Source organism: Micromonospora sp. SH-82, assembly GCF_051132485.1.
GTDB lineage: Bacteria > Actinomycetota > Actinomycetes > Mycobacteriales > Micromonosporaceae > Micromonospora.
The window spans coordinates 3150126-3177118 of the sequence record NZ_CP148049.1 but is presented as its reverse complement, the minus strand read 5'-3'; the positions used below and the strand labels follow the sequence as shown (position 1 = coordinate 3177118).

Genomic DNA, 26993 nt, shown 5'->3' with positions numbered 1-26993 from the left:
AACTACCGGAAGGTCACATCACTTCTGTTGACCTTGCAGTTGGCGTCGTTCCAGCCCTCACCGAGGTAGTCGGGGTCGCCGCTGCCCTTGGGCACGCCCTTGTACTTGCCACAGATGGTGGCCGAGCCGATGACAACCACACGGGTGATCGTCGCGGTGTCGTTCCAGTTGCTGTTGATGCCGGCGAGCATGTCGATGTCGTCGACGAGGACGTTGTCGATACGCGCGTGGCGGGTGTGCGAGGTGGTGCAGTTGCCGCAGCCGCGGTACAGCTTGCCGGACCCCTTGAGGTAGAAGCCGGAGATGTTGACCGTGCCGTTGCCGTTGTGCTGGAAGGTCTTGTCGCTGCCGTTGCGCGCGCCGCCACCGATGACGTAGGAGGTACCGCCGTTGGTCTGCTTGAAGGTGGCGGCGTCCTCACCGATGTCGTTCCACCACACGTTGCGCAGGGTGCAGGTGCCCTCGCAGTGCACGCCGTCGCCCGCGGGCGAGCCGAGGATGACGTTCTGCAGGGTGCCGCCGTTGGCGATCTTGAACATCGGGTCCTGCGATTCGCCCTGCCCACCGTCACCGATGCAGCAGTAGGTCTTCATCCCGCCGTCGAGGAAGCTGGGGACGTTGACCGTGCCCGAGATGCTCACCGAGCCGGTCGACGACGGCCAGGCGCCGGTCGGCGTGCCCGGGTTGCCGGTCGGGCCGGCTGTCGGGCCGCTGGTGGGGCCAGTGGTCGGGGTCGGGTTCGATCCGCCGCTGGAGTACGTCTCGAATTCGGCGATCCGAGGAGTGCCGGACGCGCCGGTGATGACGAAGGAGATCTTCTTCAGCGAGGCCGAGGAAAAGTTGATGGTGCTCGGGGCGCTGCTGCCGCTGGCCAGGACGGAGCCCGTGTCGTGGTTCTTGAGCTGCCAGCCGCTGATCGAACCGCCGCCCGAGGCCTGCTTGATGACGGCCGAGGACACCGTGGTGGCACTGCTCCACTTGACCGAGACCGTGCCGGTCGAGCCGCTCGGCGACCAGTAGGTGCTGGCGTTGCCGTCGATGACGTTGCCGTAGCTGGTACCACTGGCCTTGCTGGAGCCGTCGGCGCCGGCACCGAGGCTCAGGTTGGTGGCGGCCGAGGCGCTGGGAATCTGCAGCGCCAACACGGCGACGGCACCTGCGACCACAGTGGCACTGCAGGCAAGCCACCGCCTGGAGACGTTACGTCTCATCCGATGTCACCTTTCAGACATAGCAACATGGTATGGGAAAGCGCTTTCCACCAACCATAGAGATGGGTCGATGGTGAGGCAAGGGTCACAGTCAGTACGTATGCTTATACTACTAATGGTCCGAATTTGCCTTAAGGGGTAGCGCCTCTCGGGTTACGAACTCGCCCCACTACGATTTCCGATCACCGCTGACGAGGTATCGGCGCTGGCTCGTTCAGGCTCGAACACCGGATGCAGCGGACGGCAGGGCGGGTGGGACGACGGCGGGCCTCACGGTGTCACCGTCCAGGGCGGACGGACCTACAGGGCCGGCAGCTCGGCATCACCCGACTGGCCGACTACCGCAGAACGACGGAGCGTGACGTGCCGCACGCGGTGGGAGCCCTCCACGACTCCAGGAGATCGACACCGTTCCGCCTCACCACGAGAGCGTGGACCGATCCCACCACAGGTCGGTCCACGCTCTTTCATGGCGCACGGCCCCCTCGACATCGACCGGCGCTCCCGGCGACTCCTGGGCTACCCGGGGGGCGCCTGGCGCGATGCCGGCCTGGTCGTCGCGGCGGTGGGCGTGGTCCTACGGGCTCGTGCAGGTCAGCGCCGGTGTCGTCGGGGTACCGTTCGCGATGAAGCCGAACGTGGTCGTGGCCGAGGCCGCCAACGCGCCGTTGTAGGACTCGTTGGTGACCGTGGCGGCGGTGCCGCTGCTGGTGAGGCGGCCGTTCCAGGCCTGGGTGACGGTCTGACCGCTGGCGGGTGTCCACCTGACTGTCCAGCCGGTGATGGCCGTGCTGCCAGCCTTCACCGTCACCTCGCCCTGGAAGCCGCCGGCCCAGGTGTTGGTGGTCTGGTAGGTCGCGGTGCAGGCCCCACCGGCCGGCGGCGTGGTGGGGGAAGACGTGGGCGGCGTGGTCGGGGGCATGGTGGTCGGTGGGGTTCCACTGCCCTGGGCCGCGTGGTCGAGGTACTCCTCGATGTTGCGGTAGCCGTCGCCGTCGGTGTCCCCGTTACGGTCGTCGGTGTTCGGGTTCAGTCCGACGGCGGTTTCCCAGGCGTTGGGCATGCCGTCCCGGTCGGTGTCCCATCCGCTGGGGCGGTTCACCTGCGGGGCGTTCCACAGAGTGTTCCACTCGGTGGGGTCGGCCTCGGTGGGGACGGCTCCGCTGGTCGAGCGGGTCTCGCGGATCACCCTGGTGTCGACGGCGTCGCGTGCCCACCAGAAGGCGCCGGCACCGTCCAGCACCTTCGTCAGTGCCGCGCCCGCCGACTCGGTGGTCATGTGGGGGACGTTGAAGCGGCTGCTCCGTTGGTTCGGAATGTCGGTGAAGCGGTTCCAGCCCGCGTCCGCACCGTTGGTCAGGTTCGAGTCGCCGTCGTAGTCGGCCTTGTTGCCGGAGATGTAAGCGCTCGTCCCGGTCGTCCCGGTGTACACCTCGGGGTTGCTGGAGTTGTGGCGTAGGTAGGTGTTGCCGACGAAGTTGGCGTTGGCGATCTGGTTGGCGCCGCTGTAACCCTTGCCCTCGAAGACGACGTTGTTGCTCCACTCGACGGTGGTCGACGCCCCGACCTCGTTCCCCAGCCGTGGCAGGCGGCTCTTGTGATGGGCGAACAGGTTGTGGTGGTAGGCGATGTTCGATCCGGCCACGTCGCTACCGATGAGGGCGCCGTAGCTGTGACCGTTGTAGTTCAACCCGTCGGACACGATGGCGTACTGCACCGTGACCTGGCCGGCGCCGTCGCTGGCGCTGATGCCCTCGTCGTCGTGCCAGCTGACCGAGACGTGGTCGACGATGACGTCGTCGCCGGTGATCCAGATCCCGTCGTTGGTCGCCGATCCGGGATTGGCCTGGTCCTTCCCGGGACGGAACTTCAGGTGCCGGATGACGATGTTCTCGCCGGTGACCTTGGTGGTCTGCCCCATGATCGTGATGCCGGGGTCGGGCGCGGTCTGGCCGGCGATCGTCAGGTTGCTCTTACTGATCGACAGCCAGCCCTGCCGGCCGGCGGGGGACAGCTTGATGGTGCCCGCCACGTCGAAGACGATCGTCCGCCCGCTGCCGGGCGCGTTGTTGATTCCGTACCGCAGCGACCCGGGCTGTGGGTTGCTGGCGTTGTCGCTGAGGTTGGTGACGTGGTAGACGTCGCCACCGCGACCACCTGTCGCGTACATCGCCGGGCCTACGGCACCCGGGAACGCCGCGACCGTGGCCGCGCTCGCCTGCGGGCTGGTGACGACCAGCCCGACCAGGACGAGTACGCCGACCGCCGCCGAAGCCACGGCGACGCGGGCGGAGGCCAGCAGTGTGGACGGTGTCGCCGAAACCCTTGTCGATCGTGTTCTTCTCATGTGTTCTCCCTGATGGAGTGCCGGGTGGAACGGACGAGTCGAAAGCAGTTCGTGAGGACAACCGGATCGAGCGCAACCGACCTCCCGGGGTCGGGTGCTGCCACGAGGGCACGAAGTGGACGCAGCAAGCGCTGGTGTGCGATATCGCCAGGGGCCTGACCTGCTGACACGGAGGTCAGGCCCCGACTCACCCGTCTTCAGCCCTACGGGCTGGTGCAGGTGAGTGACGGCGCGGTGGGGCTGTCGCCACTCAGAGGGGGTTCCAGCCGTCGGTGCCGGCCAGGTACCGGTGGGGGGTGTAGGTGGCGGCCTGGGCGTCGCTGAGCTGCGGGCGGGTGCTGTTGACCGCCGCGCCGGACCCGGTATTGCGGTACTCCAGGAACCGGGCGTTCTGCCAGGTGGCGTCGCCCATGTTGGTCCAGGGTTGGTTCGTCTTCACGGTGCCGCCGAGGTTCGACTCCCGGTACAGCACCTGGGCGCCCTGCCGCCAGGGGCGACCGAGGTTGGTGTTGTTGGAGCCGGTACCGGTAATGGTGGAGCGGTAGAAGAGGAAGCCGTAGGTCTTCGCGGCGTCGGTGCTGGCGGCGGTGATGGTGCCCCCGCTGGAGCGCTTCTCGTGCACCGTGCTCCGGTCGATCACGATGGTCCCCCCACCGAAGACGAAGTCCACGGTCCCCTCGACGTAGGAGTCGACCATGTAGGCCCGGGTCCGGTCGTTGACCAGGAAGGTGTCCTGGTCCCCGAGGAGCCGGACATTGCGTAACACCGCCCGGTCGGCGTTGAGGTTCAGGGCGACCGCCTGGTGTCCGCTGCTGGCCAAGTTCTCGTCGAAGTCGTTGGAGATGGTCAGGTTCTCCGCGACGAAGTTCGCCCCGTCGACGAAGACACTGGCGCTGCCGGAGGTGCCGTGGGTGTAGGCGGAGTTGTTGAAGACCAGCACCGTGTTGGCGGGACCGGAGCCCAGCCCCCGCAGGGTGATGTGCGGCTTGTTCCCGGGCACCCGGACCACCTGCCGGTAGGTGCCCGCCTTGATGGTGATGGTGACCCGCTGGGTGTTGTTCACCGGTACCGCGTCGATCGCTGCCTGCACCGTGCGGTACTGCCCGGAGCCGTCGGCCGCCACCGTCGGGGCACTCGAAGGCGGGGTCGTCGGTGGGGTGGTGGGGGGTGTCGTGGGTGGTGGGGTGGGGCTGACCCCGCCGGTGCAGGTGGTGCCGTTGAGGGTGAAGGTTGTCGGCGCAGGGTTGGTGGAGTTGTTCCATGAGCCGTTGAACCCGACGTCGATGGTGGCGTTGGTGGGGATCGACCTGTTGTAGTCGACGTTGGTGGCGACGACGGTGCCACTGGTCGGGCTGGCGGTGAAGCCCCAGGGTTGGGTGATGGCCTGGCCGGCGGTGAAGGTCCAGCCCAGTCGCCATCCGTTGACGGCATCGCCGAGATTCTTGATCTTGATGTTGGCGGTGAATCCGCCCTGCCATGCTCCGGTGACCTCGTACCCGACCTGGCAGCCGGCCGCCGCCTGAGCGGACACCGCCGTGGCGATGCTCGCCGCGACCATCGCAGCGGTAAAGGCGGCAAGCCCTGCTCCCGACGCTTTTGACCACCTTGTTCTGGCTCTCACCCAGACCTCCTCAGTTCCGATCGACAGGGGAGGCGGACCCGCCGAGGCACCCGCCAACATTGCAGACGGGTTGCCGGAGGAGGCATAACATGAAGTGACAAACAATCACGGGTATCGCTCACATCCAGGCAAGATCGCCTGGTCAGCGACCAAAGACCCCAGTAGCCGACTCTGCTACCCGATCGGCGTGCCTGAACGGCATGCCGCATCCCCGCGAGCCGCCCGGCATCAGCACAATCAATCGGCTCGCCGGCGACGGGCGAGGTGAACGGCGTCACAGAGGAGCGGGACCGGTTCGGGAAGCACTCGACCTGCCAGCCTAATCGCCGCCATCATCTGGCTCTGATGACACCGATGACTCGCCTCAAGCAGCGACCTGGGCAGAGCTGACGAACCAGGAACCCGACTCGACACCGATGGGCTCATCAACCAAGGCTGCACGATGACGGCGAGCTGCGCTGTCATGGGCCACACGTCCACGACCCACCCGTCGGGCGTCACCTCGACATGCGCGCGCAGCGGCTCGGTGACCTCTGACGGCAGGTCCCACGAGCGATCGAGGAAATCGTCCACGCCGAACTTCTCAACCGTGTTGACCACAACCACGGCGAGACTCTAGCCAAGACGTCCTGCCTCACCGTTCCCTGACCGGCAAGACAGGGGTCAAGGCTGACCTCCCGGCGCCGTAGCCTGGCCACGTCGTCGACAGTGCGAGGGCATGCCGATCGGCCTGGTCAGCCTTCGCTTGTCCTCATTTCGGCAGGCGCGCTCGCCATTCTGCGGCGGGCGAAGGTCGATGTGCCTGAGGGTTCAGTCTTGCCTGAAGCCATTACTTTTCAGAGGGCGTCTGGTTCACGTACTTTGTGTGTTATGACGGTTTAGTCGTCTCGCCAGGTTGGGGTGGTTTCGGTGGTGAGGCGTTTGGCGAGGTTGTCGATCATGGCGAGGGTGATCATGCTGGCGGAGTTGTCGGGTCGGGTTTCGTAGTCGCGGACGAGTCGGCGGTGGTGCATGAGCCAGCCGAGGGTGCGTTCGACGACCCATCGCCGTTTGACGACGCTGAAGCCTTTGACCTGCGGGTCCTTGGTGACGGTCTCGACGTCGACGCCGAGCGTGGCGCCGTGTTCGACGACGCGGTTCTTGAAGCCGGCGTCGACCCAGGTCTTGGTCAGGGTGGGGTAGGTGGTGGTGGCCTGGTCGAGCAGGTTGATGCCGATGGTGTTGTCGCTGGCGCTGGCGGCGGTGACGGTGACGGCGAGGAGGAGGCCGAGGGTGTCGGTGATGATGCCGCGTTTGCGGCCGACGATTCTCTTGCCGGCGTCGGTGCCCTGTGTGGACAGTGGGACGTTGGTGGAGGGCTTCACGCTCTGGCTGTCCATGATGGATGCTGTGGGTTGGGTGGTGCGGCCGTGGTGGTCGCGGACGAGGCCGGTGAGCTGGTAGTTGAGTTCGGTGAAGATGCCTTCCCTGGTCCAGGCGGCGAAGTAGCCGTAGACCGTCGGGTGGGGTGGGAAGTCGTGGGGTAGGTAGCGCCAGGCGATGCCGGTGCGGTTGACGTAGAGGATGGCGTTGAGGATCTCGCGCAGGTCGTGGGTGGGGGTTCGGCCGCTGACGCCGGCGTCGGTGCGGGCCTGTCGCCAGGCGGTCAGGCGGGGTGCGATCAGGGCCCATCGGGCGTCGGACAGGTCGGACGGATAGGCTCGTCGGGCGGTCATGATTCAGGGGTACGGCGTTCGGGGCTCGGATCGACGGACCTCATGTACGTCGATGTCGGGTGAAAGTGAATCAGACACGATCGCGGGCTGAAATGCGCTGATTCTGGTCACGGTAGAGCTGGCTGGGATGTGCGTCTTCCGGGTCAGGCCCGGCATATCACCCTGACGAGGTCGAGGCGCAAATCGGTCGCTACTGACGTGAACGCGAAACAAACGTCCAGTCAGATGCTCAAGGGAGCGCCAACATATGCTGGAGTCCGCTGCGCCGGTGACGGTTACATATCGCCACCGGCGCAGCATTGACCGTCGCTATGTGCCGCTGTTCAGCCTCTGCCAGGCCCGGGCAATCACGGGTTCCGGCACCCACCGCCCGTCGACGTCGCTCTGGTCAATCACGTCGAGCATCTGAAGGATGCGGGCGGTCCGGTCCGGCTGGGAACCGGTGAGCGCGCACAGCTCGATCATCTCATCGTAGGTGACCGGAGCGGCGTACTCGAGCAGAGCCTGGAACGCGGCTTCGGCGCCGATGTCGGTACGCAGCCCGGTCGACTCGATGAATTCGGTGGCTCCATCGACGGTCGCCAAATACGCGGTGACCTGCTCGCAGATCTTTCTGGTGCTGGTGTGTTCGCGGGCCTTCTCCGCGGCTAGGTCCAGCAGATGCGGCCATCCGCCGGTTGCCGTCATCAGCTGGGCCTGGCTGGTCGCGTCGGTGAACACCTTCATCCGCTCGTTGTCCGCCAGCCACGTGCGTAGACCGATGTCGGTGGCCCGGCGCAGGGCGATCACATCGTCGCTGCCAAGTCCGAGGTCCGGGCTGGTCAGCAAATCCAAAATGCCGGGGGCTTCAACGTCGACAAGGACGGCGACGGTCCGGGTCGTACCGGAGGCCGGCTGGATCTGCATCGCGTTGACGATCGTGGACGTGACCGTGTCCGGTTTGGCGGAAAGCAGCGGGCTCAGAACTACGTGGTGCTGGCCGCCATTGTCCCCGCCCCGCAGCGCCCTTCCGTACGTCTGAGGCCGGGTGGTGACCGTCAAGCGGAACCGGGCCCCGTAACTCTTGCGTGACTGCTCCAGCAGTTCCTCTACCCGATCGACGGCGGTGGCCCTGGCCCCGGCGATAACTCTGATGGTACTGCCGGCGGTGCGGGTGACGACCTTGGACAGCTGCTGATCTGTACAGGGGGAGATCCGGCCGTCGGCGAGGTGGCCACGAGCCTGTTCGGTGGACAGCTTCGTTGGCGTCTTACGCCACTGGGAGCTGCACAACTCCTCCCAGATCTCGTCGGCGGTACCGAGCAGCCGCAGCACATTCGTCGACCGGAGCCGCCAGCGGGTGCCGCCGACGGTGGCCGCAAGAACCCCGAGTTCACGCATCTCGTCGAGCAACGAGCGGAACTCGCCGGGCTCCTGCCGGGCGAAGCCCGCCGGCCACCAACGGTGGCATTCGTTGCGCAACTGCGAGGTCGTCATCGTGTGGTCGGCGCCGTTCTCCAAGGCGAAGTAGGCGACGACCAAGGCGATGAGTTTGTACCGGGAGTCCAGGTCCAGGGTGAGGTGGACGGTCTGACGGATCCGCTGCTTTAGCGACTCGGACCCGAGGACCTGGTCCAGCAGGTTCTCGTCGATCAGGTAGACAGGGCCGCCGTCACGGCGGTTGAGAACTGAGCTGACCAGGGCTTTGCCGGCCATCTGCAACAGCTTCGGCTGGTAAGTGCAGTAGGCGAGGACTCGATGGACCAGTTCGTCGGACGCGAAACGGATACCGAGCGCTTCCATGGGGGTGAACAGCAACTGGTATGCCGGTTCGGGGCTGAGCGGGCCGATCGCTACCTGGTCACCGAGGTGAGCGTTGGCCAGCGGCTGGTTCGGCAGGTTGGCGAACCGCTGTACCTGATGCAGGCCGGCGAAGACGGGTTTGAAACGCCGGCCGGGGTACTTGTCGCGCAGGTTACGCAGATGCGTGACATGCTCGAAACCGCGTTCGGCGTCCGCGTCGAAGAATCCGTCACATTCGTCGATAAGCAGTAGCATCCGGCGGGCCGGATTCTGGTCCAGCCATGTGGTGATCGCAGCGATGACGTCCTTAACGGGGTCGCGGGTCCTCTTTGGCAACGCGATCTTGTTCTCGGCAAGCTTCTCTGCCAGCTTGTCCCACAGCGTGAGCGGGTTGACCTTAGTGCCGATGACGTTGGGCAACGTCACGTAAATCGGCAGGTTCGTGGGCACCCGCCCGAACGCCCGGGCGGCCTCCTGCAACAGGGCCGTCTTGCCGAGCTGCCGGCCGCCGTAGAGCAGGTTCGGGCCGTTTGGGTTGATGATGTCGGCACGTTCTGACCGCCGGCCAAAGAACATCTCCAGCGGCAGGGCTGCCTGCCCGTCCGGGGCGTAGGGGTTCGTTGCCGCGAACGGCAGCAGGGTCCGAGCGGTGGTGATGAACTGACCGCTGCCGTGCAACGCCAGGTGCAGAATCGCGATGTCGTCGATCACGATCACGGGCTTCTCGCTGTGCTGGGCGCACATCCCGGCGAGTTCCTCACGCTGGCCGGTGGACAACGCGGCGAACAGCAGCACGATGACCGGCAGGTCGGTTCCAGGGTCCTGGTCGATCCAGCCGAACATGGCCCGCACGTCGGGTTGCCCCCAGCACAACATGATCCGTTGCTGGCCGTCGGGCGGCGGGCTGTACTGCGGTACGCCCTGGGTCTCGCCGATACGGCGTACGCCGGTCAGATCCCACCAGGCACGGCGGGAACTTCCCTTGGGCTTCATATCCCGTACCGGCTGCATGCTAGCGAACTCGATACCGGCCAGCAGCAGCGCCGCCGCCAGACTGCTGCGCTGCACCCGGTCGTGCCGGATGTCGCGCATGTCAAGCCACGTTTGCAACAGGTCGGCGGTGGTTCGCTGTGCGGGAGTCAGTTCGTGGACGTCCAGCGCAGGGTGAGGTTTGCCGTAGCGGACTGCGTCGATCAAGTCCCGGGTGAGGCCGCCGGGGACCCGCTCGGTCAGCCGCAGGAAATGGGTCAGGTCCTCCGAGGGCTCTGCGGACGGTAGAGTCTCGCCGAGCACCGCGGCGAGCAGGTACTCCTCGGCGGTCGCCAGGTCGCCGGCGTCGATACGGTCCTGGATCTGGTTCAGACGCTGGCTGCGATCCGCTCCGGATGGTACTTCGCTGTCCGCGCGGCGCCGCAACGCCGCCTGGGCCTCGTGCCGGTACTTCGGGAGCTGTTCACGAACGTTGACCAGCCGGCTGCGGTAGTCGCTGAGGTTGACCTGCTCCGGCGCGGCGGCGAGTCGGGAGACATCCCCGGCCGCCAGAACACTGGTGACGGCGGTGCCGGCGTTCTCGTCGAGCTGACCGAGACGGGTGGCGCGGGCCACGTCCTCAGCCACGCTGCGATACAGGGCCTTCAGCTTCAATAGCGACTCGGCGGCAGCAGCCGTGAGCTGCTGGCTCAGCTCCCGGGACTCCTCCGGCTCCGTAACGGCACCAATGAGCAACCCGGCAGTGGCGTACTGCTCTGCCCGCAGCCGCTGCTCAAACGCGTCGGACCAGCTGGTGGAAGCCGCAACGGCGATCTCGTTGATGGTGGCCGGCCGCTCGGGAACGCCGTCGGCGGTGAACGGCAGCTGCGGGCAGAGCAGCAACTCCTGGTAGATGACGGCATCGGGATCCCGGTCGGAGCCGGTCAGTTTGCGCCCGTCGAGCAGGCCGACGCTACCGTTTAGACTGGTCAGGCACACCTGTGCCGCTTCGGCCTTCAGCAGCCATGGCGTGTCAGCGACCGAGGCGATCAGGTTCTGCAGCTCAAGTTCGGCGGCTGGCCACTGCGCGATCACGTCCACACGCAGACGCGCCAGTTCGGCCGGTACGGGGCCGTGTTCGGTGGCCTGGTTCACCCGGACGGCGTCAGCCCAGGCTCGGACGGCGGCTACGGACCGTCCGACCATCTCTTTGAGCTTGCGGCGCTGGCGGCCCTGCAGAGGGCGAGTGCTACCGGAGCGCATCTCGGCATCCTCGCGGTCGAGCAGGTCATCGACGTACTGACGCTTGGCGAACAGGCGCAGGCTCTCGGTTACCGCGTCGATCTCGACACGCCGGTCGGCTGCCGCGAGGGTCAGGAGCCGGCCGATGGCCCCGTTCGGGGACCACCACAGGGTGGCGATCTGATCAGCGCGGTCGAAGGCGAGGTTTCGGGGCTTGTTGAGCTCGGTCTGGGCGGCCTCGACGGTAACTGCTATGTCGTTGTCCGCTCCGGCGATTGGGGCGAGCCCCGCCAGCAGGTCCGGGCTGTACAGTAGGCGCTTCTCCGTGGCGGTGCCGATCGTGCCAGCGATCGAGGACACCGCCGGCAGCTCGCGCAGGGACTCAGCCACCGACTGGGCGACCTGGCCGGCGCCTGCGTCGGTGGTGACGAGGCAGGCCCGGACGGCACCGGCCAGCAGCAGCATCTGTGCCGTGGTGTCGCCTGAGGGCGCGGCGCCCTGCTCGGCTTCCAGAGCGACCCGTAAGGCGTCGGCGGTCGGGGAAGTCTCGCTCCGAACCGCAGTGGCCAGGGTGAGGACCCGCAGCGCGTCAGCACGACGCCGGTCCCCGCAGGCCGTGGCGGCGTGATAGGTCAGGCTGAGCCGGCCCGCGCCGAGCAGCTCCCGGACCAGCTCACGGCCGGCGGCGGGGTCGGTAGAACTCGTGTCGTCGGCCTGGCCCCGGCCAGCGTCGTCACCGACCTGGGCGTCCTCAGGAACATCGACGGTTACATCCTCACGAACGGCCGAACCGTCCGTGGCCGTGGCCAGCTGCTCCTCGCCGAGCGGAGCAGGGTCGGTGAATGCCTCGTCGACCGACGAAGGCACCGTGACAACCGGTTGTGGAGCGTTAGCCGGCTCCGGTTCCTCAGTAGCGGTCGGCTGCGGTTCGAAAGAGGCGACCATCGCCGTTTCAGGGCCGGTCTCGGCGGCTTGCGGCGCAGGCTCGGAGACCGACGTGTTGCTGGTCTCCTCCTCGCCGGGTCCAGTCATTCGCAACTGCCCGGTAATGGCAGCGGTGCGCAGGACGGCAAGGTCGGCGGGCAGATGCGATTCGAGAGTGGTCAGGGCCGCGGACAGCGCCTGCATGTCTTTGGTCTCGGAGGCGATGATCAGGTCCAGCAAAGCGATCAGGCCAGCCGCCTGCCGCTGCTGGTTCGCGTCCCAGAGCGGGTTCTGCTGCAAATCGGCAGCGAGCTGTATCGCCGCAGTGATTCGGTCGTGTTCGCTGGTCGGTCCGGTGAGCCGGCTGATGTCGGCGAGCCGGTCGTGTTGACCGCACTGCTCGGCGGTCGCGGTTAGTGCCGTGAGCAGGTCCTCGACGGTTACGTCAGCGGGTGTGTCCCGACCCAGCTGGGCGAGCAGGTCACAAGCTGCGTCGGCCGCGTCGAGGAACTCGATGACCGCGTCCAGGTCGGTTCGGCCCGGGATCTGACCACGGCCCAGCGCGTCGGTAAGGGCCTCCACAGCTTCCCGGGCCGCCGTGTGGCGGGTGGTCAGGTTCGTCGCGGCAGCCGCAACGTCACCTGCTGGCATGAAGGTGCTGGATTCGGCAGGCACGATTTCAGATCCTTCTGCGATCGGGGCGTTGCCGAGACCGGGCGGTCGGCATGTTTCGACACCGGCTGACTCGATGCTGCCGCCGTCGTCGACTTCACCGTCGCCACAAGGCGCGTCTCCGCCTTCATTGTCATTAGTCTCGTGAGAATCGATGATGGACTGTTCTACCTCTCGGCAGGCCTGCATGATGTCGTCTGCGGCCTTCTGCGGCCAGCTAGGAAGGCCGAGAGCGGCGTCCAGACCGACCCGCAGAGCGATGGTCATGATCGGGGAGACCGGGCCGTGGCACACAAGCGCCAAGCGCAGGATCGCGGTCTGTGCCGGGTCCTTGGTCAACGCTTGCCGTAGCGCCTCCTCCGCCTCCAGCAATCCGGCATCGGCGTGGCGACGCCACAACGTTTCGAGTCGTTCGGCTACCGAGACAGTGAGAAAAATGGCTGCCTTGTGGCGTTTATGTGTCGGCCACGCCCGAAGTTTCGTCAGGCCCCAACCCGCCGAGACCGTGGTTGGCCGTTTGGCAGGCGGGACACCTAAGTCATTGAGGAAGTCTGTTCTACCTGGCTGAGATAACTGCCACGCGAGAGCGGCGAACTGTTCGCTGGTCAGACATGCCAAAGAGTCCGTTACCGGATCGCCGAGCTCTGCCAGGCTTGCCCGCAGTGCCGTCACCGCTTCGGATTCGGACTCGGCTTGTAGTGGGGTGAATGGGCTGTAGCAAAGGCAGGCTTGTGCATGCCTACGCCGCTGCCGGCGGGACGGGTTGGCCATCGTAGGGGTACTCACTTTCGGAGAGGTTGCGCTCAGCCAGGGGTTGGTGGGGGTTAGTGCCGGGACTGCTGAGGCACGGCGAGATGTAGCAGCGGGGCGGGTTCACCTGAGCCACGCAGCTGCCCACGAACCCAGGTGTATCCATCGGGAAGTCGGGTGTCGGCGCTCGGGCCGTAAACCTTGAGAACCCAGGCGGCGTACTCCCGACGGGCGGTGTCACTGGCCTGATGTCCGGGCTGCAGCCGTCGCTTGAACGCAGGCACCCAGTGTTCGCGGACCTGGCCGGCAAGGATCTCCGCCCGAGTCGGCAGTTGGTGGCCGCTACGGCGGGCGGTACCGTCTGGCCACCAGACGAACGTCTCGAGCCTGCTGGGTCTCCCGTCTTCCGCTGGATCGCCGGGCTCCTTGATCAGGGTGCCGGCGTCGACGAGACGGTCGCACGTGTACACGACCTGCCACATCAACGGCGGCGCGACCAGTTCGGGTCCAAAGAGGGCGGCGAGCAACTGTGGGCCGGTGAGCCGCCGAGCACCGAACGCCCCCTGCTCTCCATGCCGGTGCAGCGCGGAGATAATCAGAGGCTGCAGTTGCGATATGCCGCGCTGGCGTTCGGAAATTCCTGGCGGTAACGGTTCGGGAGACGGCGGCATGGCGGCCGAGTCCGCAGCGGGAGGCTCGGCACCGATCGACGCGGCGAGGATAGCGGCGTCTGCGTCCCAACGGTACTGGTCGCCATACGGCAACGGCTGATTCAGCAGCGTCGTGGTGACGCTGATCCGGGTCGCGTTACGGGCAGCAGCGACGGTGACCTTGATCCCGGCGTAGAAGCTCCACGGCCAGCTGACACCGGTCAGGGTGGCGCCGCTTCGGTTGATCTGTTGCACCTGTTCGCTGTCATCAAGGGTATCCCCGTCATGGTGCAGCTGCATAATCAGCGGTCCCGCGCCGAGCACGCCGGTGGCCGCAGACGGTAGGGGCAGCTCTCCGGCTTCCCAGTGACTCTCGCGCAGTGCGACGGTGAACACGATCAGGCTGTCCGCGACGACGACGAGATCCGTCTCTCCCCCTTCTGTGGTGTTGGTGTCGGCCGGGGTCGGTCCGGGCGGAACCTCGTCTATGCGCCGCCCCGCCGGCCCGAGTTGTTTCTCGTCGGGGTTGTCGTCGTCGCCGAGCGGATCTGTCTCCACGTGTTCGGGCTGGGGCTCGGCAGGCCTGTCGCTGTTGCCGAGGGTGCCCGGGCCGGCGTATTCGATGGCGGGGACCACCATTTCGAAGGTGTCAACGGCAGGGCTGTGACCGAGGCCTAGTGGGATCCTCGGGTCGGTGGCCACCACCAGCGCCGAGACGGGCTCCCGCTGGGTACGCCACACACCTCCGGCCTGCCAGGGATCGTCGGCGCGCAGGTGTACTCGTTCGGGCAGCAGTCCGTCGACAGCGGTGTCAGCCAGGTCCGCGGCGACAAGGTTGGTGTGCACGACGATGTCAGCGGCACCGGTGAGCCCAAGCGAGTCGGGGGTGCCGCCAGCGGGAATCCGGCTGGACAGCAGCGGCCAAACGGCGGTGTAGCGAGGGTTCGGCGCGCTGCGGCGGACCGTCGCGACGACATCGTCGATGTCTGCGGCTGGCAGGCCGGGCCAGCCTTCGTGGGACCGCCGCGTGAACCGGTCCCCGCAGACGGCGTATCCGTTCCATATCCGCAACCCGGCTGCGCCGTCCAGCAACTGGCCGATGGTGTCGAATGTCTGGTGCAGAGCCGCAGCAAGTACCTGCTCATCGCCAGGATCGGTGAGCAACTCGGCGAGCGGTCCGCCGAGCAGCAGCGGTCGGGCCGGCCCGAGCAGATACGCAGCGTACAGGGCTACATCGTCACGGCCATCGGTCCCGGCCGGATACTGCACGGGGCCTGTCAGATGCCCGCGATTGTCGAGGACCTGACGGCGTAGCCGACTCAGTTCGCTGTAGTCGGCGGCATTCAGTGCACCGAACGCCTGCACGTCCAAGATAACCCGCTCGATACCGGTTCGGGTGCCGTCAGACTGCTCAACGCCGGCCGGGGCGCCGGACAGCTCAGCCGGTGTCCAGCCGTCAACGTCAACGTCCGGGTCGGCGCCGTACCGGGCGACGACCTCAGCCAGCAGCGACCGGCGACCACCCCGATCGAGATGCACGAACGTGCCGACTGGCAGCACGCACCGAGCCTGCGGCTGCACAGCGACCGGAACGAACAGGTCCGGGGTGAGCACCTCCGCCCGGTAGCCGTGGGTTTCGACGTCGAACCCGAAGTGCAGGGCGTTGAACGCGGTGCAGATGTGCAGAGGTGCGCTGCGGGTCTGCGCGACTGCGGTTAAGTACCCGACTATCCGATGGATCAGGTCGGTCGGGATTGCGCCCGGGCCTAGCAGCAGCTCTGGGACGAACAGCGGTTCGTCGTCGAATGGCCGCCACACGGGGGCCGCGGTCACGGTCAAGCGATTACCTCCGGGGTGGCCGCACCGGCATTCGCGCGGGCGCGGGCGGCTTCACGTGCGGCGTAGCGGCGCAACCGCCACACCCGGCCGTCACCAACGATCTCCCCACTGGTGGTGAGAACAGTGACGGCTTCCTGCACATGCGTGATCTTGATGCCAGGGTCGACACCACGCAGGCGGTGATACAGCAACTTCGGCCACAGCGGCCGCCGTCGCCCGTCGGCAGCCTGGTACGTCTCGTCGCCGTGTAGGACCCGGTGGATCATTCCTGCGGTCAGACCGCGGTAGTTGTCCCACAGCAGCGACCGGACGTAACGCTGGATGGCGGCCTGGTACGGGGCAGCGTCCCGCCGAGTCTCGGGCGTCGGCCGGGGTGTGTTCAACGCGGTGAGCAGCGGCGGCAGCGAGGACCGGTCACTACTGGTAGACCAGCAGCTCGAGCACCGGCACGCTGTGGTGGAGCAGACCCCGTCGGGTAGCGTCACCTTCCCTGTGAGAGAGAAGTAGCTCGCAAACCCCGCGTTCGCGCACTCGTCGGCGTCGTACCAGGCCCGTAGTTCCCGCAGGTCGTCGATCAGCCGGGCTCGGTGCCCGGTCATCTTTTGCACGTAGTCGCCCGGCAGGGTGGCGTTTCCACGCGGGCCGACCGCTATCAGGGTTCGGTTGTTGCCAGCCTGAGAAAGATCGATGACACCGAGGTCGTGCAGGGTCGCCAGGACCGCCCAGGTCTGTGCCGGGTCGTCGGCAATCATGCGGTAGCCGCGCACCTGCCTGGTGAGAGTCTTGTGCAGTTCGGTCAGTCGATGCCGACCCGGCGCGGTGGCGGCGAGTGCGGCGACCGCACCGGCGGCGGCGGTGAGAGTGTGGTCGTCGCAGCGGGTCGGGTCGTCCAGAGGTGTGATCGTCACCGTCGCCGGGAAGTCTCCATGGTCGTCAACCGTTCCCGTTTCGGCGAGCACGGCCAGCGCTCGCACGACCGTCGACCGGTACTGCGACACGGTGCCCGACCGGCGGGCATCGTTGCGGGACAGCCTCCCGGCGGTGAGGTCGGCGGTCATGCACGCATCAGTGACCCGGTCAGGGTCCAGAACCCCACCGTTGCGGGCCGCCTTTAGGACGGCCTGCCCGATCGTACGCAACGTCTCCGGTGGCAGTCCTTGGGTAGCCATCCACATCACGGTCCGGAACCCTCGACCGGAGCCGAGCGCCAGTCCCGCCGACGGCGTAGTCACCTCGCCGGGTGGCCGGCCGGCCTGATCCCGGCCAGCACGGCCAAGCTGCTGATAGAGGGCGGCCAGGTCCGTCGGCGGGGACACCACGAACACGCATCGGATGTCACCGCGGTTGACGCCGAGACCGAACGCGCTGGTCGCCACGATCAGTAACGGTGCATATCCGTCCTCGCCCTTGGCTGGCGCGTCTCGGAACTCGGTGAGCACGGCGGCCTTCTCCGCCTCCGACAACCGGCCGTGGAATCGCCGCACGCGCTGGGCGCCGTCACCGACGAACGCACGCAGGTGGGCGTAGACCGCGTCGACCTGCTTGACGGTCAGGCAATAGAAGATTGCGTGACCGTCACAGGCGGCCGCGATCTGCTCGGTCAGCCCGGCGATGGTGTTCGGGCCGGCGGCTTTCATCGTTCGCCGGTAGATCGCCAGTTCCGGGCGCAGCGGGTCCGCAGCGACCATCACCAGCGGTTCACCGGCCATCGTGGTGGCGGGCAGCCCAAACAGGCCGGTCCGTAGCCCCTCGCGGACAGCCCGGTTCGCGGTCGCGGTCACCGCAGTCACCCGCACCCCGTACCTGGACCGTAGTTCTGCCAGCAGCCGGCCGGCGCGGCGAAAGCTGGGCCGGAAGTCGTCGCCCCACTGCACGAAAGTGTGCGCCTCGTCAACGGCAACCCGCCGCAGGATTCCCCCTGCGGCCGCGGCTCGCAGGAGATCCTGGAAGCGGCGGTTGGCGAGCCGTTCCGGGGACACGTACACCAGCTTGATGCTGTGCTCGAACGTGCCGGTGAGCTGCTCGGCGACCTCGGTCTTGCCGCGGCGGCTGTTCGATTCGGCCATCGGCCCCACCAGCGCCCGGACCGCCCCGCCGACGGTCGCGTTGAGTTCCAGGGCCTGGTCGGCCATCAACGCGATCAGCGGCGACACGACCACGGTCACCCCCGGCAGCGCCAACGCTGGCAATTGGAACGTGTACGACTTCCCGAACCCGGTCGGCAGCAGCGCCAGCACGTCCATACCGTTGGCAACCGCGGCGATCACCCGCTCCTGCTGCGGTTTCAACGTCAGTGGCGTGTCTGAAAACCGCAGATAGCCCGCGATCGCCGCGCACCGGTCGGTCAGCAGCCGCGCCAGGGTGCCGTCGGCGCGGGCTGCCGCCTCCTGCTCGGAGGTCAGCTGCGCCTGCCGGATCTTGCGGGTCGCCGGCAGCAGGGTCTGTTCGGTGAGCGCCTGCGGTGTACACAGCTGCTCGACCCGGTCGGCGTTGACCAGCCCGGTCTCGCCGACAAACCGCCAGATCCGCTCCCACCCGTCGGTCATCGTGGTCAGGTTCCCGCCCGCCGGTTCGCCGGTGTCATCGTCGGCGACCAGCAGGCCCGGCTCCAGGGATTCCAGGAATACCCGCCGGTACGCGCGCCTCAACGCGGTGCGGCCAGCAAGTTTGCGGTCGCTGATCACGACCACGCCTCGGTGATCGCGCGAACGGATTAAGCGACCGACCGCCTGCCGCAGGTCCATCGCCGCCAGCGGCAGATAGTACGACTCGGTCGCGACCCGGTCGGGGTCCGCCGCCCCGCCCAGTTCGGCGCGGCGGGCGACCGCCGCCCGCCGGGCAGCCACGACCGGGTCCGCGAACGGCGCGAACGGCAGCTTGTTGATCCATACCATCGACAGACGGTCGGCGGGGAAATCGACGCCCTGCCACATGCCCCGCGTCGCGACGCAGAACCCGCCGGTGTCGGTGAACGCCCGCGCGGCGCGGGCGTTACCCAACAGCGGCGCCGAGGCGACCGGCACCTCGACCGCCTGCTGCTGCAACCGTTCGGTGATCGCAGCCGCAGCCTTCGTCGCCGTGGTCAGCACCAACGCCCCACCACGGAACCCTTGCTCCGAGTCGGAGCGGATCGCCTCGCGGGCGTACCCGGCAAGCTGGTGGGCGACCGTGCGGATCGCCCCGTCGGTCTGCTCGGCCCAGCTCGGGAAGTCGGTGAAACAGACCAGGCGGGCCTGGGTGGCCAGGTCGAACGGGCCCGGCAGGGTGTACGCGTCGACGGTCGTGCCGAGGCCAAGCCGGCCACGGATGTATTCCCACCGGCTGGACACCTGTAGCGTCGCAGACACGTAGAAGATCCGGGCGAATCGGTGCCGGACGTCCAGCCACTGCGGCTCGCGGGCCAGGTCGATCGGAGCGGACGCCAGCGAGAACCCGTATCGGCGGACGGACACGCTGACACCGGCCAAGTCTTGCTCGACGGCGTACACCACTCGGTTACCCAGGTCCGGGCCCGTCAGCGGGAACAACCCGTTTGGGCCGAGATCGTCGCCGTCTGCACCGAGATCCTCCTCGTCCGCACCGACCGTCCCGGTCACCTCGCCCTCGTCGTCGCTGCCGTCCCCCGGGTCACCGGTGCCGGGCGCGCTGCTGCCCTCCACGTTGGCAGGATCGGGTGCAGTGTCGAGAACGGCGCTGGCGTCACCGACGATCCGACCGGCCGCGTCAGCGAGCTGCGCGACGCGAGCGGCCAGCGAACCGGCCCGTTCCTGCTCCCACCAAGACTCCGCTTGCATGTGTGGGGTTTGCAGAAACGCGGCCAGTTGCCGGTGCACCTGAGCGGCGACGACCGCGATCGCGTCGAGCCGCGACAGCAACTGCCGTGCTGACCGGTCCCCTCCGAGGCCACCGAACGGACTGGCCAGCGTTGCCGGCCGGCCGCCCGGCTCGCCGCCGGCGGTGTCGAACACCGCCTGAGCCGATCGCGGCAGGACCTCCGTGTCGAGATGCCCCTCCAGATCGGCGATCACCGTCCGCAACCCGGGCGGGGTGTCCGCGTGCTGGGCAGCCCATCGCCGCAGGTCACCGGCCAGATTCTCCAGCAGCCGATACTCCACGACCGCGCTCGCCGCGCTGGTGACCGCCTGCTCAAGCGCATGCGCCTCATCAACTATCAGCAGCGTGTCGTCACCGAACACGTCCGGGCGACTCACCAGCAGCGCATGGTTCGCGATCACCAGCCGGTGCCCGGCCAGCGCTTCGGCGACCGAGTCGGTCATCGCCGCCAGCGGCGAGGCAGACCGGCGGCCGTAGTCGTCGGTGTCCTGACTGATGCTACGCAGCCAGGAGCCCACGACCGGCCCATACCCGGCGGCAAGGTAATCGGCCAGAAAGATCGGCAGGTCGACCGGGTCGGCGCTCCGGGCCAGCCATCCCTGCGGTGCAGTGACCGCGGTGACCAGCCTGCGGGTCACATAGATCAGCAGTTCCCGGAACCCCGGCACAGCCGCGAACCGGGCCCGGACGGACCGGCCATGGCCCGCAGCCGCCTGCGCGGCATCGGCCGCGTCGGCGAGCGAGGCGACCAGCGCCCGCAGGGACAACCGGTTCGCTGCTCCCTTGACCAGGTCCGCGGACCGCTCCAGACCCGGAATCCCGGCGGCGAGCCGGTCGATGTCGGCGCCCATCTGGGTCTGAAGCGCCTTGGTGTACGTCGCGATCACCGCCCGGCGCTTCGGGTCACCGTCGAGCCACTGCAACGCGGCCGCCAGCACCGCAAAGCTCTTACCAGTGCCAGTCGGCGCCTCGCACAACGCATCCCGACCGGCGCGGATCTGCGCGTTCAGCAGCGCCGCCATCTGCTGCTGCGCCGCCCGGCGTTCCACCTGCCGGGTCGAGGCCACCTGTGCCAGCGCGTGCGGGTCAACGTCACCGTCCGGACCTCGGACCGCGGCGGGCAGGCGCAGCACCGGTCGGGACCGGCCACGCCGGACCGGCTCATACCCGCCCGGGGTGCCGAGGCCGTCGAGGGCGTCGGCGAGGACCTGCGCGACCGTCACATCGTCGACAGCCATCCGGGAAACCGGTACCGGCAACAACGACGTCACCAGATCCCAGACCGGACTGCCAGCCCCGACCGTGCACACCAACTTGCGCATCGCGGCGTCCCACCCCGCCACGGTGGTGGCGGCGTGCCGCAGCAGCCGGCCCGTCAGTTCCGCGTCGTCGGCAGCGTCATGCCACGCCAGCCCGGACCGGTCGACACCGACTTTGTCGGCCAACTCAGCAAGCCGGTGCGAGCCCGCGTGCGGCCACACCGCGTAGGCCACGTAGAGCGCGTCGACGCGTCGCGGGCCGTGCAACGGCTGCTGCCCGGCCCGGACCGCCGCATCATCGAGTGCCGGAAAGTCGGCGCTGACACCGTTGTAGGCCACCAGCACGTCCGCGTCGGCGATGAAACGGCGCAACCTGTTCAGAACCCCGGCAGGATCGGCCGCGTGATGGACATACTGCTCACGAGCCGCCGGCGATCGCAGATGTTGCTCCCACTCCAGGGCCGGAAGCCGGACCCAGGAAACAAACGACGGTTCCTCAGCACACCATCGCGTGTCGGCCGACAGGCGGACCGCCCCGATCTGGAAGATTCGCCGATCACCCTGCGGCCGGTCAGCGCTGGCCCGGACCACCACCTCCACGTCCACGATCACCGCCCGCAGCGGTCCCGGCCGCCGCTCAGCTCCCGGCTCCGGCCGGCCTGGCCCGGCCGGATCATCGACGGCGGAGAGAATCCCCTGTTCGTCGCGGATGAGACCGGCGGTGATCGCCTTGACTACGACTGCCCGCACGCGGGCATCGGGAGTCCCAGGCCATCGCTGTTTGACCATCGCCACGAGAGTGCCGCCGTCACACGGACCGGACTCCTTCAGCAGTCGCTGAATCTGCACCTCGCGGGAACCTGCTGTGCTCGTAAAACCACCCCGTCCGTCACTGCCTTTGTCACTGGCGCCGAGAGTGCCGCTCTCTGTGGCGGCAGGGTCTGAATTTATCTCGCCGTTTCGTTCCGAAGTCCGACCTCGTTCAGGCGATTGACACGATGGGCCAGGAGTGCTTTGCCGCGCTCAAGGGGGGCGGCAGGACCGCCGCCGGAGCATGCGGTGTTCCGCGCCAGGTCGGTCGATTGGGGATTGTGGGGCGATCCAGGCATCGGGATGAGCCGCGATCGAATCGCAAGCGGGTTCGGACTGGCCTCGACGGCCGACGGTCGAAGCTCATTCCTCGACGGCCCATCCTGGTCGTCACCAGTAACCCCCGCCACCTTCCCATGTCCGCCAGCCAAACATCAGACGACGTCTGATAGGTTCTCGGCTTTCGCTCTACGCCCGCTACGAGCGGCGCACCGGATCGCCACCGAGCTGCGACCTCCTCTTGCACTCGCCTCATCTGCGAGGTCGACGACGGCTCTGAACCTGCCCGAACCTTCTGAACATCTAAGACCTTTGCTCTTTACTTGAGACAGTGGCCCCACCGGGATGGTCAGAACGGGTGACCTCAGAGGACGCGCCACGACGCTTTCCTCCGTCCGCAGCCTGGGTCTCGACGATCACGGTGAACCCGGTGGCTGCCTCACGTACATGCAGGCGGGACGGTATGCGCCTACGGAGCTCGGCGACGTGGCTGACGAGTCCTACGGTACGACCGCCAGCGCGTAGCCCGTCGAGGGCGTCGAGTACCTGGTCGAGTGCCTCCTGGTCGAGGGTCCCGAAGCCCCTCGTCGACAAAGAGACTGCCGAGTTGGGATCCTCCTGCCTCGGCGAGGACGACGTCGCTGAGGCCGAGGGCGAGGCAGGAGGAGACCAGGAAGGTTTCTCCGCCGGAGAGGGTGGCAGGGCGGCGTTCCTGGCCGGTCCAGGCATCGATGACGGACAGGCCGAGGCCGTTGCGGCCGGCGCGGCGACCGGTGTCCGAATCGGTAACGTGGCGCAGCAGGTACCGGTTGTGTGTGACCTGGCCGAGTCGGGTGTTCGCGGCCGTCACGACGTGTCGGAACCGGTGGGTCAGCACGTAGGTGGAGAGGGTCATCCGGATGTTGCTTTCGGTGCCCTTGCCCTCGACGAGTTGGGCGAGGCGGTTGGCGACCTCGTACTCAGCGCGGACGGGTCTCCAGCGGGCCAGATCGTCGGTCAGGTTGGGAGTCAGCTCGTCGAGTCGACGGTGCTGGTCGGCGGCGAGTCCGTACTGGGCCTGCAGTTCGGTGGCCCGACTGCGGCCGGCCTGGTATGCCTACTCGCTGTCGTTGACGTCGGGGGATGGTTGGTGCGCGGCGGCGAGCAGGACAAGGTCCTGCACACGTCCTGTGATCTTGTGGTATTCGGCGTCGAAGGCGGCGAGCTGCTCCGCAGGTTGGCGAAGCCCTTCCCCTTGCACGCGGCGAGGAGTTTGCCAGTGTCCTCGTCGCGCATCACCGGGATGAGTTGCGGGGGGTCTTGGGCTGTCGTACCAGGTCCATCGGGTGGCCTGTTCGTCGACGAGCAGCCACTTGAAGAACTGCTGTAGTCCCTTGTGCTTGTTTAGTGCGGTCGAGGTCGACCGGGTCTGGATCATCCAGGCCTGGAACACCTCGACGTGTCCCCGGGTCACCGCGCACGGGTCCTCGGTCGCCTCCTCGGCGTCCGGGTCCGGCGAGTACTCCCCGAGGTACCGGCCGAGCTGCGCGGCGGCGAGAAGGTAGTTGTAGCGGGTGGTATGGGGGTAGTTCCCGGCCCGCAGTGAGCGGTCTCAGTCCCGGAGGCACCCGGCCCAGATCCGGGACAGTCCGGCGGAGAGCTTTCGAGATCGAGGAGTGGCATTCGACACCTGCCCGAGTCAAGGAGTCCAACAGCGGCGCGCTAGACCGGACATCCATGTCGAGCACTGAAAAGAAGGCTTCCGCAAGTCGATGACCTGCGAAAACCCTCTCGCTGTCGGGACGGCCGGATTCGAACCGACGACCCCTTGACCCCCAGTCAAGTGCGCTACCAAGCTGCGCCACGTCCCGATGCCACCACTCGGGTCACCCCTGTGGCAGCCGCTACAGCTTAGCGCAAGATCGGCGCGGCCCCCCGACCGCCCCCACCCCGCGCCACACACCCCTCCTGACCGCCCCTACACCCCTGGGGAAACCCCAGGGGGACGGATCTCGGTCAGCCGTGGGCCTTGCCCCGGCCGCCGGGGCCAAGCTTCTTGCGGGGGCGTACGGAGATCTCCACCGGGCTGCCCTCGAAGCCGAACTCCTCGCGGAGTTTGCGCTCGACGAACCGTTGGTAGCCGGCGTCCAGGGGGCCGGTGGTGAACAGGACGAACCGGGGCGGCGCCACCCCGGCCTGGGTGGCGAAGAGGATCTTCGGCGCCCGGCCGCCGCGCACCGGGTGCGGGGTGGCCTGTACCAGGGCGGTGAGCCAGGAGTTGAGGTGCGCGGTCGGCACCCGGGTCTCCCAGCTCTCCAGGGCCTTACGGAGGACCGGGGCGAGCTTGTCGACGGCCCGGCCGGTCATCGCGGACAGGTTCAGCCGCAGCGCCCAGGGGATCCGGCGGAGTTCCCGTTCGATCTCCTTGTCCAGGTAGTACCGGCGGTCGGCGTCGACCAGGTCCCACTTGTTGAAGGCGATCACCAGTGCCCGGCCGGATTCGGTGACCATGCCGAGGATCCGCTGGTCCTGCTCGCTGATCGGTTCGCTGGCGTCCAGCAGGACCACAGCCACCTCGGCCGCCTCGATGGCCGAGGCGGTGCGGAGACTGGCGTAGTACTCGGTGCCGCTGGCCCGGCCGACCCGCTTGCGCAGCCCGGCGGTGTCCACGAGGTGCCAGGTCTCGCCGCCGATGGTGACGAGGCTGTCCACCGGGTCGACTGTGGTGCCGGCGACGGAGTCGACGACCGCCCGGTCCTCCCCGGAGAAGCGGTTGAGGAGGCTGGACTTGCCGACGTTGGGGCGGCCGACGAGCGCCACCCGGCGGGGGCCTCGGGGTCGGTTCTCCACGATCGCCGGGGCCTCCGGCAGGGCCTTGAGGATGGCGTCGAGGAGGTCACCGGAGCCTCGCCCGTGCAGGGCGGAGACCGTGAACGGCTCACCGAGGCCGAGTGACCACAGTGAGGTGGCCTCCATCTCGATGGTGGCGTTGTCGGCCTTGTTGGCGACCAGGATGACCGGCTTGGCGCTGCGGCGCAGCATCTTCACCGCGGCCTCGTCCACATCGGTGGATCCGACCATTCCGTCGACCACGAAGAGGACCACGTCGGCGGTGGCCACCGCCAGTTCGGCCTGCGCGGCGATCGCCGCCGCCCGGTCCTTGGCGTCCGGTTCCCATCCGCCGGTGTCCACCACCGTGAAGGCCCGGCCGGACCATTGGGCGTCGTAGGGGACCCGGTCCCGGGTGACCCCGGGGATGTCCTCCACGACGGCCTGTCGCCGGCCGATGATCCGGTTCACCAGGGTCGACTTGCCCACGTTGGGGCGGCCGACGACCGCCACCACCGGCACCGGGCCGGTGGACTCGTCGGTTCCGGCCTCGGGCTCGGGCAGCTCCACCCAACCATCGTCGTCACTCATGCTGCTCTCCCGCTCCGCGTCGGGACGTCCCGCAGGACGGCCGTCCGCGACCTCATGCCACTCCCCGCTCGGTGAGCAGCTCACGTAGCCGGTCGACGACCTCGTCGATGCCCAGCTCGGTGGTGTCCAGGACGACCGCGTCGGCGGACTGCTGCAACGGGTCGGCCTTGCGGGTCGAGTCCAGGCGGTCGCGTCGGGCCAGGTCGGCGGCGGTGGCCGCCACGTCGGCGGCGTCCTCGGCGCTGCGCCGCGCGGCCCGGGCCGCCTCCGAGGCGGTCAGGTACACCTTCAGGTCGGCGTCGGGGGCGACCACCGAACCGATGTCGCGGCCCTCGACGACGATCCGACCGGCGTTGTCGATCATCTGCCGCTGCCGTCCGACCAGGAGGGCCCGGACCGCGGGTACGGCGGCCACGGCGGAGACCGCCCCGGTCACCTCGGCGCCCCGGATGTCGGCGTCCACGCCGACCCCGTCGACGGTGACGCCGTACCCCTTGGGGTCGGTGCCGATGCGCAGGTCGGTCTCGCCGGCGACCTTGGCCACCGACTCGGCGTCGGCCGGGTCGACCCCGGAGCGCAGCACGGCCCAGGTGATCGCCCGGTACATCGCGCCGGTGTCGAGGTAGCGGGCGCCGAGTCCGGTGGCCAGCCGCCGGGAGACGGTGGACTTCCCCGAACCGGACGGCCCATCCACTGCGACCACACAACGCCCGGTCGGTACGTTCTCCACCACGGTGTTCCTCCTCAGCCCGTGTCGACCCCGACCGGTGAACGGTCGTCCGTCGTCAATGATGCCCGGCGCTCCCGGCGCGTTCCCGAGCGGGACACCGCCCGCCGCTGGGCCGCACGGAAGCCTACCGGCAGCCGTACCCGCGAATGACGGGTCAGTCACGTACCGCCTTGTACAGGGCGGCGACCTCCGCGTTGGTGAGGCGTCGGGTCCGCCCGTTGCGCAGGTCGCCCAGGCGGATCGGTCCGATGGAGGTACGCACCAGACGGGACACCGGGTGACCGACCTCGGCCATCATCCGCCGTACGATGTGTTTGCGCCCTTCGTGCAGGGTGACCTCGATCTGCGCGGTGCGTCCCACGGTGTCCAGGACCCGGAACGAGTCGACCCGGACCGGCCCGTCCTCGAGGTCGATCCCGTCGGTGAGTCGCCTGCCGAGGTTGCGTGGGATCGGGCCGGACACCTCGCACAGGTACGTCTTCGCCACCTTGTACGACGGGTGCATCAGCCGGTGGGCGAGGTCACCGTCGTTGGTGAGCAGGAGCAGGCCCTCGCTGTCGGCGTCGAGCCGCCCGACGTGGTAGACGCGGTGGTCGGACCAGCCGTCGAGGAAGTCGGCCAGGGCGGTGCGGCCCTTCTCGTCGGCCATCGTGGAGACCACTCCGCGTGGCTTGTTCATCGCCAGGTACACCAGGCTGGTGTCGGTGACGAGGCGTTCTCCGTCGACGTGGATGACGGCGGTGGTCGGGTCCGCCTTGTCGCCGAGTTGGGCGACCCGCCCGTCGACGGTGACCCGACGTCGGAAGATCAGGTCCTCGCAGGCCCGGCGGGATCCGACACCGGCGGCGGCGAGGATCTTCTGGAGACGCTGCTCCCCCTCGACGGCCTCGGTGGGCTGTGCGGGCCGGGTGCTCTGGCCGGGGCGGCCGACGGCACCGAGCGCGGAGCGACGCGGCCGAT

Annotated in this window: 12 protein-coding genes, 1 tRNA gene and 1 pseudogene; 1 reads left to right on the top strand and 13 read right to left on the bottom strand. The window is 68.0% G+C overall.

Features of this window, described 5'->3' with window-relative positions; all coding sequences use genetic code 11:
• Positions 1-2 precede the first annotated feature (2 nt).
• The 8 genes from WHN02_RS14575 to WHN02_RS14540 form a co-directional block, all read right to left on the bottom strand.
• Positions 3-1145, bottom strand: a complete 1143-nt coding sequence (locus tag WHN02_RS14575; RefSeq protein ID WP_434739284.1) for a pectate lyase — start codon at positions 1143-1145, stop codon at positions 3-5.
• A 643-nt stretch (positions 1146-1788) separates the two neighbouring features.
• Positions 1789-3558, bottom strand: coding sequence for a cellulose binding domain-containing protein (locus WHN02_RS14570; protein ID WP_434739283.1), 1770 nt, complete (start codon positions 3556-3558; stop codon positions 1789-1791).
• A 250-nt stretch (positions 3559-3808) separates the two neighbouring features.
• Positions 3809-5116, bottom strand: a complete 1308-nt coding sequence (locus WHN02_RS14565; RefSeq protein WP_434739282.1) for a pectinesterase family protein — start codon at positions 5114-5116, stop codon at positions 3809-3811.
• Between the two features lie 300 nt (positions 5117-5416).
• Complete coding sequence (locus WHN02_RS14560; RefSeq protein ID WP_434739281.1) at positions 5417-5785, bottom strand: hypothetical protein; 369 nt, start codon at positions 5783-5785, stop codon at positions 5417-5419.
• Between the two features lie 272 nt (positions 5786-6057).
• Positions 6058-6894, bottom strand: coding sequence for an IS5 family transposase (locus tag WHN02_RS14555; protein ID WP_434739280.1), 837 nt, complete (start codon positions 6892-6894; stop codon positions 6058-6060).
• A gap of 309 nt (positions 6895-7203) precedes the next feature.
• Positions 7204-13155: a hypothetical protein gene (locus tag WHN02_RS14550; RefSeq protein WP_434739279.1), complete on the bottom strand. Its 5952-nt coding sequence runs from the start codon at positions 13153-13155 to the stop codon at positions 7204-7206.
• A gap of 152 nt (positions 13156-13307) precedes the next feature.
• Positions 13308-15716: a hypothetical protein gene (locus WHN02_RS14545; RefSeq protein ID WP_434743963.1), complete on the bottom strand. Its 2409-nt coding sequence runs from the start codon at positions 15714-15716 to the stop codon at positions 13308-13310.
• A gap of 2 nt (positions 15717-15718) precedes the next feature.
• Positions 15719-21664, bottom strand: coding sequence for a DEAD/DEAH box helicase (locus WHN02_RS14540; RefSeq protein WP_434739278.1), 5946 nt, complete (start codon positions 21662-21664; stop codon positions 15719-15721).
• Positions 21665-22511: 847 nt separating this feature from the next.
• On the opposite strand from WHN02_RS14540, the gene WHN02_RS14535 reads away from it, so the two are divergent.
• Positions 22512-23273 (top strand): hypothetical protein, encoded by a 762-nt coding sequence (locus WHN02_RS14535; protein WP_434739277.1) that lies wholly within the window; start codon positions 22512-22514, stop codon positions 23271-23273.
• Positions 23274-23294: 21 nt separating this feature from the next.
• Here the strand turns inward: WHN02_RS14535 and WHN02_RS14530 are convergent.
• The 5 genes and pseudogenes from WHN02_RS14530 to WHN02_RS14510 form a co-directional block, all read right to left on the bottom strand.
• Positions 23295-23486 (bottom strand): annotated as a pseudogene (locus tag WHN02_RS14530) (integrase); the annotation flags it as partial.
• A gap of 194 nt (positions 23487-23680) precedes the next feature.
• A tRNA-Pro gene (locus tag WHN02_RS14525) sits at positions 23681-23754 on the bottom strand.
• A gap of 145 nt (positions 23755-23899) precedes the next feature.
• Positions 23900-25303, bottom strand: a complete 1404-nt coding sequence (gene der, locus WHN02_RS14520; protein WP_434739276.1) for a ribosome biogenesis GTPase Der — start codon at positions 25301-25303, stop codon at positions 23900-23902.
• A 52-nt stretch (positions 25304-25355) separates the two neighbouring features.
• Complete coding sequence (gene cmk, locus WHN02_RS14515; RefSeq protein WP_434739275.1) at positions 25356-26036, bottom strand: (d)CMP kinase; 681 nt, start codon at positions 26034-26036, stop codon at positions 25356-25358.
• A 151-nt stretch (positions 26037-26187) separates the two neighbouring features.
• Positions 26188-26889: a pseudouridine synthase gene (locus WHN02_RS14510; RefSeq protein ID WP_434743962.1), complete on the bottom strand. Its 702-nt coding sequence runs from the start codon at positions 26887-26889 to the stop codon at positions 26188-26190.
• Between the last annotated feature and the right edge of the window lie 104 nt (positions 26890-26993).

Bases quoted from the DNA above. Each gene is read 5' to 3' on its own strand.
- WHN02_RS14570 (WP_434739283.1), bottom strand. From the start codon at position 3,558: ATGAGAAGAACACGATCGACAAGGGTTTCGGCGACACCGTCCACACTG.
- WHN02_RS14565 (WP_434739282.1), bottom strand. From the start codon at position 5,116: ATGGTCGCGGCGAGCATCGCCACGGCGGTGTCCGCTCAGGCGGCGGCC.
- WHN02_RS14555 (WP_434739280.1), bottom strand. From the start codon at position 6,894: ATGACCGCCCGACGAGCCTATCCGTCCGACCTGTCCGACGCCCGATGG.
- der (WP_434739276.1), bottom strand. From the start codon at position 25,303: ATGAGTGACGACGATGGTTGGGTGGAGCTGCCCGAGCCCGAGGCCGGA.